12 protein-coding genes are annotated in these 11,016 nt (G+C 69.0%); 8 read left to right on the top strand and 4 right to left on the bottom strand.

Annotation, left to right across the window (positions count from 1 at the left end; all coding sequences use genetic code 11):
- Positions 1-661, top strand: a 661-nt coding sequence (locus ABT288_RS47560) for an IS5 family transposase (protein ID WP_351622657.1), incomplete at its 5' end; no start/stop codon positions are given.
- Positions 662-666: 5 nt separating this feature from the next.
- Here ABT288_RS47560 and ABT288_RS47555 read toward each other — a convergent pair.
- Entirely contained in the window at positions 667-1,512 is an 846-nt protein-coding gene (locus ABT288_RS47555; protein ID WP_351622654.1) for an NAD(P)H-binding protein, read from the bottom strand.
- Between the two features lie 81 nt (positions 1,513-1,593).
- Between ABT288_RS47555 and ABT288_RS47550 the strand changes: the two genes are divergently transcribed.
- Positions 1,594-2,511: an AraC family transcriptional regulator gene (locus tag ABT288_RS47550; RefSeq protein WP_351622651.1), complete on the top strand. Its 918-nt coding sequence runs from the start codon at positions 1,594-1,596 to the stop codon at positions 2,509-2,511.
- 52 nt (positions 2,512-2,563) lie between these two features.
- Here the strand turns inward: ABT288_RS47550 and ABT288_RS47545 are convergent, their stop codons facing one another.
- From ABT288_RS47545 to ABT288_RS47535, 3 genes are all read right to left on the bottom strand, one after another.
- A complete protein-coding gene (locus tag ABT288_RS47545) occupies positions 2,564-3,832 on the bottom strand; it encodes a tyrosine-type recombinase/integrase (RefSeq protein WP_351622648.1) in 1,269 nt (422 codons plus the stop codon).
- A gap of 129 nt (positions 3,833-3,961) precedes the next feature.
- Complete coding sequence (locus tag ABT288_RS47540) at positions 3,962-5,023, bottom strand: alpha/beta hydrolase (RefSeq protein WP_351622644.1); 1,062 nt, start codon at positions 5,021-5,023, stop codon at positions 3,962-3,964.
- The gene (locus tag ABT288_RS47535; RefSeq protein ID WP_351622642.1) at positions 5,020-5,262 is read right to left on the bottom strand and encodes a hypothetical protein; all 243 of its coding nucleotides are present in this window, start codon (positions 5,260-5,262) and stop codon (positions 5,020-5,022) included. Before ABT288_RS47535 ends, ABT288_RS47540 begins: the two co-directional genes overlap by 4 nt.
- Position 5,263: 1 nt before the next feature.
- On the opposite strand from ABT288_RS47535, the gene ABT288_RS47530 reads away from it, so the two are divergent.
- From ABT288_RS47530 to ABT288_RS47505, 6 genes are all read left to right on the top strand, one after another.
- The gene (locus tag ABT288_RS47530; protein ID WP_351622639.1) at positions 5,264-6,097 is read left to right on the top strand and encodes an alpha/beta fold hydrolase; all 834 of its coding nucleotides are present in this window, start codon (positions 5,264-5,266) and stop codon (positions 6,095-6,097) included.
- A 19-nt stretch (positions 6,098-6,116) separates the two neighbouring features.
- Positions 6,117-7,022 (top strand): alpha/beta fold hydrolase, encoded by a 906-nt coding sequence (locus ABT288_RS47525; protein WP_351622636.1) that lies wholly within the window; start codon positions 6,117-6,119, stop codon positions 7,020-7,022.
- On the top strand, positions 7,019-8,605 hold the full coding sequence (locus ABT288_RS47520; protein ID WP_351622633.1) for an FAD-dependent oxidoreductase: 1,587 nt from the start codon (positions 7,019-7,021) through the stop codon (positions 8,603-8,605). Before ABT288_RS47525 ends, ABT288_RS47520 begins: the two co-directional genes overlap by 4 nt.
- Entirely contained in the window at positions 8,602-8,871 is a 270-nt protein-coding gene (locus tag ABT288_RS47515) for a hypothetical protein (protein WP_351622630.1), read from the top strand. The genes ABT288_RS47520 and ABT288_RS47515 overlap by 4 nt, the downstream gene beginning before the upstream one ends.
- A gap of 119 nt (positions 8,872-8,990) precedes the next feature.
- Positions 8,991-9,335 (top strand): DoxX family protein, encoded by a 345-nt coding sequence (locus ABT288_RS47510; protein ID WP_037653034.1) that lies wholly within the window; start codon positions 8,991-8,993, stop codon positions 9,333-9,335.
- A gap of 206 nt (positions 9,336-9,541) precedes the next feature.
- Positions 9,542-10,891, top strand: coding sequence for a ferredoxin reductase family protein (locus ABT288_RS47505; protein WP_351622626.1), 1,350 nt, complete (start codon positions 9,542-9,544; stop codon positions 10,889-10,891).
- Positions 10,892-11,016 lie beyond the last annotated feature (125 nt).

The raw sequence follows: 11,016 nt of genomic DNA, 5'->3' as shown, positions 1-11,016 counted from the left end.
GCGGCGGCCGCAGTCGCCCGCTGAAACGGCGGCCGCAGCTCCGACGCAGTGCGGACCGGATCCGGCGACATGGACGACAAGATCGCCGGGCGGCCAGCAGCAGACCGTCATCCAGACCCGCGACATCCTCGGCGGAGCGCTGGACTTCTCCCGCGCCGCGGTCGACTCCAGCCACCTGCGGGCGATGAAGGGCGGGCTGGCCACCGGCCGGTCCCCGGTGGACCGGGGCAAGACCGGCAGCAAACACCACCTGATCGTCGAAGGTCACGGCATCCCGCTGGCCGCGATCACGACCGGCGGCAACCGCAACGACGTCACCCAGCTGATCCCGCTGCTGCAGGCCGTCCCGCCGGTGCGCGGCACGCGGGGTCGGCCCCGGCAGCGACCTGACCGGGTATACGCCGACCGCGGCTACGACCACGACAAGTACCGCCGCCTGGTCCGCGAGCTGGGCATCACCCCGGTCATCGCACGACGCGGCACCGAACAGGGCTCCGGCCTGGGCGTCCACCGCTGGGTCGTCGAAGCCGCGTTCGCGCTGCTGCACTGGTTCCGCCGCCTACGCACCCGCTGGGAGATCCGCGACGACATCCACCAGGCCTTCCTCACCCTGGGCTGCGCCATCATCTGCTGGCGACGACTCCGAACCCACCTTCCTTAGGAGTCTTAGCCGGTTTGGTCGCCACCCCGCACAGCCATGGCCCAATCCGAGCCTGGCACCTCACGCGCCGCCCACTCCCGCAGCCCGATCGGGCTCCGGCCTAGAATGTGCTTCACGCCGTCGCTCAGGTAGGCGTCCTCGCCCCGGCGGATACCGCCGAGCATTGCCATGCGCCACTCGATGTAGCCCTCGGGTGTGCCCGCCGCGCGCAGCTGGGCCACGTGGTCGGCGTCGGACTGGTCTGCGAACCGGACCAGGGTGCCCGACGCTTCGGTGAGGATCTGCGCCGCCTGGACGAAGTCGGCTGCCTCGGGGCCGGACAGCGCCAGGGTCTCGCCCTCGAAGCCGCCCGGGAGGACAGCGGCCGCCACGTCCGCGATGTCGGCGACGTCGATGAACGGTTCGGCGCCCATGCCGACCGGCGCGCTGATCAGCCCGCCGCGCGGGGCGAACATCGCCTCGGTGAAGTTCTGGGCGAAGTGCGACGGTCGCAGGATCGTCCATGGCAGCGGCCCTTTGCGCAGGGCCTGCTCCGCCCTGGCGACGGCTCCGTCGGGCAGGAACTCCACGCCGCGCGCCGACAACAGGACCGCGCGCCGCACCCCGGCAGCGTGGGCCGCCTCCAGCAGGCCGGTCAGACGCGGACTCCAGTCCGTCGCCGATCCGGGGCCGATGACGAACACCCCCTCCGTGCCGGCCAACGCCGCCGGCCAGGTGGAGTCGTCCTGCCAGTCGAAGCGGGTCGCCGAGTTCCGGCTGGCCGGACGCGGATCGTGCCCGGCGTGGGTGAGCGAGTGGGTGAGGCGGCGGCCGACCTTGCCGGTGCCGCCGAGGATCAGGAACGGTGCCATGTCCTCCACGATACGAACGTGACCGTGGACGGAGAATGTTCGATCAGCTGACATTCATTCGTGTTCGTCTAGGATTCGGGTATGGACGTGCTGACCGACCAGCTCGCGCAGGCGCGCGCCCGCGGCGCGGTCTTCTCCGTGCTGCGCCGGGTCCGGCCCTGGGGCGTGCGGTTCAGCGGGCGCCGGCCGCTCACCGCCCACGTGCTGATCGAGGGCACCGGCTGGCTCGAGGAGCCCGGCCGGGAACCGCTCCGGCTAGGGGAGCGGGACGTCGTGCTGATGTCTTCGGGCGCGCCGTACGCCCTGGTCAGCGACCCGGACGTCACCGCCGAGCCGATCGCCGACGCCCGGCTGGGCGGAACCGACACCAGGCAGGGCGACGCGGCACTCATCCTGTGCGGCGCCTACATCCTCGACGGCAGCTTCGCCGCATCCCTGCTCCGCGCCCTGCCGCGCGCCGTCGTCGTACCGGCGACCGACCAGGAAAGCGCCCATGCGGCGGCCGTGGCCTTGCTGGCCGACCTGATCAAACAGGACGCCCCTGGACAGCAGGTCCTGCTGGACCGCCTCCTCGACGTCAACCTGATCTTCGCCCTCCGCTCCTGGTGGGCACGGGCGGGGGAGGCAGCACCCGGCTGGTACCGGGCACTGTCCCAGCCGGGCCTGCGACGGGTCCTGGAGCACGTGCACGCCGAACCGGCCGGCGAGTGGACCGTCCCAGCCATGGCCGACCTGGCCGGGATGTCCCGCGCCGCCTTCTCTTTACGGTTCCGCGAGGTCACCGGAGACTCGCCCGGCAGCTACGTGACCGGCGTACGCATGCAGCGCGCCGAAGACGCCCTCGCACGCTCCGACGTGACGCTCGCCCAGATCGCCGCCAAGGTCGGCTATCGCAACGAGTACGCGTTCTCCACCGCGTTCCGCCGTCGGCACGGCGTGTCGCCGGGCAAGTGGCGGGCGGCGGCCCGGACCGCGCAGCCGGATTACGTGCCGCACTGATTCGTGCCCTGCGAAGGCCCTTTAGAGGAAAGTCTGCTTTTGTTACGAGTTCTTAGTCCGTCTTGTTCAGGTTTTGGGCTTCCCGGACCGCTAGTTGCTTGATCGTAGGCATGCCGACGAATACCGGCGAGCTCTTCCGCCTCTCGCTGGCGTCAATCTGGCTGATCTTGTCGTGGGTTGCGGTGAGGCTGACGGTCAGTTGCTCGACGTCGCCCAGCCATCCTTCTCGTTCGGCTTCGGTGATCCTGGCGTGGAGGTTCTCGCGGATCTCTTCCAGACGGGGCCGTTCGTCCGGCCCCACGATCAGTACCGGGCATCGCACACAGGCGTGCTCGTGGACACAGCTACTTCCGTATGCTCGGCCGCACTGCCCCAGGGCCAGCTTGCGCCGCTCGAAGTGCCCGAGGAACTCCTGCCACTCCTCGTCGGTCACCGCCCGGTATTCCCCGGCGGGTCGTAGACCGCGGCGCCGGGCGATGAAGGCTCGGTGAGCCTCGATGGCATCTTCCGGGTAGATCGCGGCATACCCCATCGTGGTTCCAATGTGGTCGTGACCAGCAATAACCTGGGCGATATGCGGCGGCAAGCCGTTGAGGATGGCGTCGGTGATGAAGATCCTGCGGAAGTCGTGCGGCTGGAAGGTCAACAGCTGTCCGTGGGCGTCGGCGATGCCGGTATCCGCCAGCAGCGTGTTGAGTGACTGGCGGATCGTGGTGATGGAGATCGTCCTGTTCTCGCCGCCTACGGGCCGCTGGTAGAGCAGCGGCATGGGTGGGTTCCAGACTTTCTCGTGCAGGTCATAGGACGGGATGCTCGGCACCCTGCCGTCATGCCCGCGAACACGGCTGATCACGGCGCTGAGAACGTCGGCGAGCTCAGGGCTGACCAGCAGGAGGCGCTCTTGGTCCGTCTTGGACGGCGCGATCTGCAGGAGCGGGATCACCTCTCCGGTGGTCGGCAGCTTGTAGCTGATGATGCTGTGGTGGCCGAGTTCCCTGAGCTCTTCGATGCGCATCCTGGTGTGCCGGAGGATCTCCACAGTCGCCCAGCCGTAGAAGGCCAGCTTCTCCTCCGTTCGGAAGTCGCGCCTCGCTCCTGTGGCGTCAACGACCGTTGAAGGTTTGCCGCCGGCTCGCTCGGCAGACCGGGGCAGGGTGAAGCTCTCGCCGAGCACCGTGATGGTGGATCCCAGGTCAGCTGCCTCCAATGCCTCCAGCCGCTCCTTGGCCTCGTTCAGCCGGCGGGCAGCTGCCTGTACCAGCGCGGGCAGGACCGGCAGCCTCTCTCCTGCTGTTCGTTGAAGATCAGCTTCGAGCGGCATGCGATGACTGGTTCGACGGCGCGCGTGTTCGAGCGCACGGGTGCCGAGAAGGCGTTGGCCGTGGCCTTCCTGCTCGCGACTGACCGAGCTGGCCTGGTCGCCGAGGCTGGTTCGGCATGTCCGGGGCGGTCAGGGCTTTGCCAGGGCAGTTCGCAGAGCGGCGAGGGCGGCAGTGCGGAAAGCGGTCATTGAAGGTGCTTTGCCGTCGAGCAAGGCATCAGCACCGTGGTACATGCCTGATTCGAGCCGCAGCTCGCAGGCGACGCCGGCCTCGCTCAGGCGTCGGGCGTAGTCAACGTCTTCGTCGTGGAACAGGTCGATGTCGCCCACACCGATCCACGCGGGCGGCAGCCCGTCGAGGTTCCTACGCCTTGCCGCCGCAATGTAGGGGCGATCGTCGTGGTCCTGTGGCGGGCGGCCGAGGTAGGAGGTCCAGGCGAAGCGGTTGGAGTCCGGGGTCCACGTATAGATGGCGCTGTTGGGAGGGTCGACGCGTAGAGCCGTGCGGTCGTCGAGCATGGGGTAGAGGAGGAGTTGGAACCGGACCGGCACTCCTGAATCGTGGGCGCGCTGGACTACGGCGGCGGCGAGTCCGCCTCCGGCGCTTTCGCCGCCGACGGCGATGCGGGCGGGATCGATGCCGAGGGCGGCGGCACTGGCGTGAAGCCAGCGAAGCGCAGCGAAGCAGTCGTCCAGAGCTGCGGGGTACGGATTTTCGGGTGCGAGGCGGTAGTCGACGCTGACGACCAGAGCGCCGAGTTCGTCGGCAACGCGGCTGCACCAGGTGTTCTCCTGCCGAGCGGCACCCATGACGGTTCCTCCGCCGTGGATCCAGAGCAGCGCTGCGCGCGGCGCTTGGCCTGATGCCTGGTAGGTGAGCACCTCGACGGGGAGGTCGTCGGTCGTGGCCGGCAGCGTGCGCCGCTCGATGCGGACGCCGGGCCTGGAGGCGGCTCCCGCCAAGGGCACGAGGCGGCGGGCGATGGCCAGAGTGACCGGGTTGCCGAAGTTCAGCGGGAGGAAGAGCACTGGGTGCCGCAGCTCGCGGGGGACTGCCGCCAGAGCGCGGCGACGTGTGCTGATCGCCGCGGCAGCGCCGATGGTTGCTGCGGCGCCCAGGCCGCTGAGAACGCGTCGGAGTGTCATGTACTGCACACCTTTCGTTCGGGTGGTCGCGGTTCTCGGCTTCAAGCGGTGGCGCCTTGCCGGTCGGCCGCGGTCTCCAGGTCGGGCAGTGGCTGCCGGCAGATCTCGTGGGCCTCGTTGCCGGGAAGGCCGAACATCCGCAGCAGATCCTCGGCGACCTGGTCGGCCACTTCGGCGTCGTCGCGTTCAGGGCTGTCGCGCAGGAGTCGGCCGAGGCAGAGCGCCGCGCCCTCGACAACGGCTTCCGCTTGACACGACCACCTTATCGGTAACAGTGTATCCATTATGAGTACCTGGTCTGGGCCCCAACCCGACTCCCGGTTCGTCGAGGTGGACGGCCTGCGGATCCACTACAAGCGCGCCGGGCACGGCCCGGCACTCGTACTGCTGCACGGCAGCGCCTCATCCCTCCAGCACTTCGACCGCGCCACGGACCTCCTGTCGGAGTCGTTCGACGTCATCCGTCTCGACCTGCCGGCGTTCGGACTGACGGGCCCGCGCAAGGACCGCGACTACCGCATCCCGGCGTACGCCGCGACGGTGGCGGGCTTCCTGGAGGCGCTGGGCGTGCCGCGCTACGCGTTGGCCGGCAATTCCCTGGGAGGCAACATCGCCTGGAACGTCGCGCTGGATCATCCGGAGCGGCTGACCGGCCTGGTACTGGTCAATGCCACCGGCTACCCGGAGAAGACGGTGCCCGCGGGGATGCGCCTGACCCGCAACCCGCTGGTGCGGCCCCTGCTGAGGCGGGTGATGCCGCGCGGAGCCATCGAGCGCAACCTGCGCGAGAGCGTCGGGCCGTATTCGCAGATCGTGGACGACGCCATGGTGGACCGCGCCTATCAGCTCATGAGCCGCCCCGGTAACCGCTCAGCCTTCGTCGACTTCTGCAACACCGACCAGCCGGACCGCAGCGCGCAGCTCCCCCGCATCACGGTGCCCACGCTGGTGCTGCGCAGCGCGAGCATCGACGGCCAGCACTTCGCCCGCGACATCCCCGGCGCCCAGGAGCTCGTCCACCCCCACGGCGGACATCTGCTGCCGGAGGAGGAACCGCAGTGGGTCGCGGACGCGATCGCCAAGTTCCTCGGCTCCTGCGCCGACACCCCCGCGAACTGAGGGCAAGGAGGCCCGTTCCATGAAGTACTTCGTCGCCCCGGGCGAGGACCGCAAGCTCACCGCCGACTCGCGCAAGGCGCTGCGCGGCAGTTTCATCGAGCTGTCCGACGGCGTCACCCACTACGAGTTGACGGGGCCCGAGGACGGAGAAGTGGTCCTGATGGCGGGCGGTCTGACCATCCCGCTGTTCTACTGGGACGGCCTCGTCAGCGAACTGCACGCCCGCGGGCTGCGCACGCTGACCTGCAGCGCCTACGGCCGCGGCTACTCCGACCGGGTACAGGCGCGTTACGACGAGACGCTGTTCGCCCGGCAGCTGGCCGAGCTGACGGACCGGCTCGGCCTGACGGCGCGGCCCCTGCACCTGGTCGGCACCTCCATGGGCGCGCTGGTCAGCATGACGTACGCCGCCCAGTACCGCTCATCGCTGTCCACGCTCACCATCGTCGGACCCGCCGGTCTTGCGAAACCTCAGCTGACCTCCCCCCACCGACTGCTGTGCAACGACTGGCTGGCCGGCCTCATTGCCCGGCGGCGCGGCCGACAGATACTTCAAGGGCACCTGGGGCACAACGTCCGCGACCCCGAACTCGGCGCGAAACTGACCGAGATGGTCCTCGACGCCTTCCGCTTCGAGGGCTCGCTGTACGCGGTCTTCGACACGCTGCAGCACCTGCCTTTCACCGGCCGTGACGACCCCTTCCGGCGGACGGGGGCCCTGGGCATTCCGACGCTGCTGCTGTGGGGCGACGAGGACGACGTCACGCCGCTGACGCAGTTCGACACAGCGCGCGCTCTGCTGAAGCCCCAGAAACATCACGTAATTAACAAATGCGGGCATATGGCCCCCTACGAACGGCCTCGCGACGTCGCCGATCAGCTCGTCCCGTTCGTGTCCGCACGCACCGAAAGGCTCGACTCATGAGCAACCCGCAGGCCATCGACGTACTGATCATCGGTGCCGGCCCCTCGGGCTCCGCCTTGGCGATCGACCTCGTACGCCGTGGACTCGACGTCCGGATCGTCGACAGGTCCCCCCACGCTTTCGACGGCTCGCGTGCCAAGGGCATCCAGCCCCGCAGCCTCGAAGTCCTCGAAGACCTCGGCGCTCTCGACGACGTGCTGGCCGGCGGCGACATCTATCCCAAGCTCGGGCTCCATGCAGGACCCATCGGTGTGCCGTGGAAGATGTTCCCCCACAAAGAGGCAACCCCCGACGTCCCGTACCCGAACACCTGGCTGATCCCGCAGTTCCGCACGGACCGCGCCCTGCACGCCCGGCTCGGTGAGCTCGGCCGCGAGGTCGAGTTCGGCAAGGAACTGACCGAGCTGACGCAGGACGAGGATACGGTGGTCGCCAAGGTGGTGGGCGCGGACGGGGTCGAGGAGGTCGTCGCCCGCTATGCCGTGGGGGCCGACGGCGGCTCCAGTGCGGTGCGCAAGCAGCTCGACATCGGTTTCGTGGGGACGACGGACGAATCCGACCGCGTGCTCATCGTGGATGCCTCCGTAAGTGGCCTGGCCCGCAACCGGTGGCACATGTGGCCCGGCCTCGGCGGCAAGCTCATCGGCGCCTGCCCGCTGCCCCACAGCGACATGTTCCAGTGGATGGTCCGGCTCACGCCCGACGAGACGCCGCCCCAGGAGATCGGCGCCATCATCGACCGGATCCACTCCCACACCCGCAACCGGCACATCCAGCTGCACGAGATCCACTGGAAGTCCGTGTTCCGGCCCAACATCCGTCTTGCGAAGCACTACGGCCGCGGACGTGTCTTCCTCGTCGGCGACGCTGCGCACGTCCACACCCCGGCCGGTGCCCAGGGTCTGAACACCGGTATGCAGGACGGCTACAACCTCGGCTGGAAGCTCGGCCAGGTCCTCGCCGGCGCCGACCCGGCCCTGCTGGAGACCTACGAGGCCGAGCGGCAGCCGATCGCCGCCGGGGTCCTGGGATTGTCCACGGAGAAGTGGGGCGGCATCGCCAAGCTCGACCCCTCCAGCATGAAGCGCGGCAAGGACGAGCAGCAGCTCTCCCTGACCTACTACGGCGGCCCGCTCGCCCCCGCTGACGGCGACAGTAGCGACACCAGCACGCTGCACGTGGGCGACCGCGCCCCGGACGCCCAACTGCTCGGCGCCGACGGCGCCGAGACCCGCCTGTTCAACCTCTTCCAGGGACCGCACTTCACCGCCATCGCCTACGGCCCCGGCGCCGCCCGGGACCTCGAACTCCTCGACTGGCCGACGACGGGCGCCCAGCTGAAGCGGCTGACCGTCGGACCGGCCGCGGGCGACGGCCGCGCCTTCTCCGACCCCAAGAACACGCTGCGCAGTGCCTACGGCCTGACTGGCGACACACTGCTGCTGATCCGTCCCGACGGCTACATCGGGCACATCGCCACTCGGGATTTCCTCACCACCACACAAGCGGCCGTGCAGGCTATGACGCCGCAGGCAATGACCCGCACCATGTCCCAGCCGAGCCACACCTACCCCCCTGCATGAGCCGCACCCTGCTGCGTGGGGCGCACGTCATCACGATGACGCCGCACCGGCCGGACGCCGAGGTCGTCGACTTCTCCGAGCGCATCGTCATCAGCCAGCCCGCGCTGGACGGCTGTTGCGCGACGCCCTGGAGCAGCATCCCGAGCGCGATCTGCGGGGCGGAGTCGACGTCACGGCCGGCGAGCAGGAGGAACTCCCCGGCTCCGGGCCGGGGGCGGGGCATGCTGCGCGCAGGAGTGGACGGTCGTCGACAAGCCCCGACCTGATCGACCAAATCGCCCGTCTGGTCGCCGAGCGATGCGCCTGGCGGCAACTCGACCGCGCCCGACCCATCCCATAACAGCCTCGTGACGCCGCCACGACGCCGACACCCTGGAAGTACCTCATGATCCTGACTATCACCCTCGCCTGCCTCATCGCCCTGATCTTCGGGGCAAGCGGAGTGCTCAACACACTCGCATTGCCGAAGGCACGCGAGCTGGCCGCTGAGACCGGCTTCTCCGTAGCCGCTTACCGCCGCATCGGCGTGCTGCAACTGGCAGGAGTCGCCGGCGTGGTGCTCGGCCTCGCCGTGCCGCCGCTCGGCGGCCTCGCGGGGGCCGGGCTTCTCCTGCTGCTCGCCGGAGCTGTGGTCGTGCACCTGCGCCAGGGCGACCCGGTTGCCAAACTCGTGCCCGCCGCCGTGTGCGCGGTGCTTGTCGCCTCATACCTCGCGGCCTTGTTCGCCTGAAGCGCTGCCGATCGAGTCCACGCCTCCACGGATGGGCAGCGCCAGCAGTCGCCCTGAAAGCAGATAAACGGCTACACTGTAGCCAGTATTAGAGTGGCAGGAACCGCAGCCACCTGGGCCTGATGGCGCTCAAGCCGCGACCGAACGGTCCGCCCGACTTCACCAGCGCCCCTTCGTCCACAGTGCCGACCCCCGAGGGGTAGACGATGCCCGTCCTGATCGTGATAGCGATCTACGCTGTCCGAATCGCGCGCGCTCCCTTGGACGCGCGCCTGAAGAAGCGCCACGTCGGACCCCTGTTGGTCGCGACCGGAGCGGTCATGCTCTACCTGGCCTGGGACTGGCTCAGGCCCGACGGCCTCAGCGCTGTCTATTTCGTCGGCGAGTTCGCCGGCGTCCTGTCCGCCTACCTGATGTCCTGCACCCTGGTGCTGGCCACCCGCCTGATGTGGTTGGAGCAGTGGTTCGGCGGCCTGGACCGCATGTACCGTCAGCACAAGCTGTACGCCGTATGGTCCATGCTCCTGCTCACCCCCCACCTGCTCCTCCATTTCTTCTCCGGTTTCGACGGGAGCCAGTACGGCTACGCCCACCGGACCGCGTCGGTAGGGATGGGCCATCTCCTCGGCGCCGTCTCCGCCATCGGCCTGCTGCTGCTCGTCCTCATCTCACTCGGCCAGGTCGGCCGCATCCTCCGACTGCCCTACGAGCGCTGGCTGTTCCTGCACCGCCTCACCGGCCTGCTGCTCCTGTCGGCGCTGGTGCACGGCTGGTTCCTCGATCTCATCATCAACGGATCCACGCCCCTCCTGGCGATCTACGTCACCATGTCCACCATCGGCATGACCGCCTACGCCTACGACGAACTGGTGCTACGGCACAGGGAACCCCGGGCGGACTACACCATCCACCGCGTCGAGCGGCCGACACCCGACATCCTCGACCTCACCCTCACGCCCACCGGCAAGACGGCGCTTCCCGTGACCGGAGGCCAGTTCGTCTACCTGCGGGTCGGCGGCTGGCACGAACACCCCTTCAGCGTCGCAGGAACGCAGGACGACGGCTCGGTACGCCTCACCATCCGGGCCCTGGGCCGCGGTACACGCGGCCTCTACACGGACGTGAGCGAAGGACACCCCGCAACCCTCAAGGGTCCTTACGGCATGTTCGACCACACCCTCGGCGGACCCCGGCAGATATGGATCGCGGGCGGCATCGGTATCGCGCCCTTCCTCGGCTGGCTCACCCACCCCGGTGCGGGGCCGGCCCAAACCGACCTCTTCTACTGCGCCGCCACCGCCGAAGACGCACCGTTCCTCTCGGAACTCACCGCAGCGGCAGCACACCGCCCCGAGTTCCGGCTCCACCCGACGTTCAGCCGCAGCCACGGCCGTCTGACCGCCGAAAGAATCCAGGCCGAGGCCGGACCGATCACCCCCGACACGCACGTCTTCCTCTGCGGCCCCGCCTCAATGATCGAAAACCTCACCCGCGCCCTCCACCGCCAGGGCGTCCCCCGCCAGCATCTCCACGCCGAGCACTTCGCCTTCCGCTGACGAGCCGCCGACCACACGAGAACACGCGCTCTAGGGCCTGTGTGAGGTCGTGATCAATCTCGGGTTCTGGTCCCGTGCGGGGGCGGGATCTGGTAGGACGCTGGGTGTGACACGTAGGCAACTCA

The organism is Streptomyces sp. NPDC001093 (assembly GCF_040298985.1).
Lineage (GTDB): Bacteria > Actinomycetota > Actinomycetes > Streptomycetales > Streptomycetaceae > Streptomyces.
This window is presented reverse-complemented; position numbering and strand designations above follow the sequence as displayed.

Excerpts from the sequence above, each read along its gene's own strand:
- ABT288_RS47555 (WP_351622654.1), bottom strand. The coding sequence starts at position 1,512 with ATGGCACCGTTCCTGATCCTCGGCGGCACCGGCAAGGTCGGCCGCCGC.
- ABT288_RS47550 (WP_351622651.1), top strand. The coding sequence starts at position 1,594 with ATGGACGTGCTGACCGACCAGCTCGCGCAGGCGCGCGCCCGCGGCGCG.
- ABT288_RS47545 (WP_351622648.1), bottom strand. The coding sequence starts at position 3,832 with ATGCCGCTCGAAGCTGATCTTCAACGAACAGCAGGAGAGAGGCTGCCG.
- ABT288_RS47535 (WP_351622642.1), bottom strand. The coding sequence starts at position 5,262 with ATGGATACACTGTTACCGATAAGGTGGTCGTGTCAAGCGGAAGCCGTT.
- ABT288_RS47530 (WP_351622639.1), top strand. The coding sequence starts at position 5,264 with ATGAGTACCTGGTCTGGGCCCCAACCCGACTCCCGGTTCGTCGAGGTG.
- ABT288_RS47525 (WP_351622636.1), top strand. The coding sequence starts at position 6,117 with ATGAAGTACTTCGTCGCCCCGGGCGAGGACCGCAAGCTCACCGCCGAC.
- ABT288_RS47520 (WP_351622633.1), top strand. The coding sequence starts at position 7,019 with ATGAGCAACCCGCAGGCCATCGACGTACTGATCATCGGTGCCGGCCCC.
- ABT288_RS47515 (WP_351622630.1), top strand. The coding sequence starts at position 8,602 with ATGAGCCGCACCCTGCTGCGTGGGGCGCACGTCATCACGATGACGCCG.
- ABT288_RS47510 (WP_037653034.1), top strand. The coding sequence starts at position 8,991 with ATGATCCTGACTATCACCCTCGCCTGCCTCATCGCCCTGATCTTCGGG.
- ABT288_RS47505 (WP_351622626.1), top strand. The coding sequence starts at position 9,542 with ATGCCCGTCCTGATCGTGATAGCGATCTACGCTGTCCGAATCGCGCGC.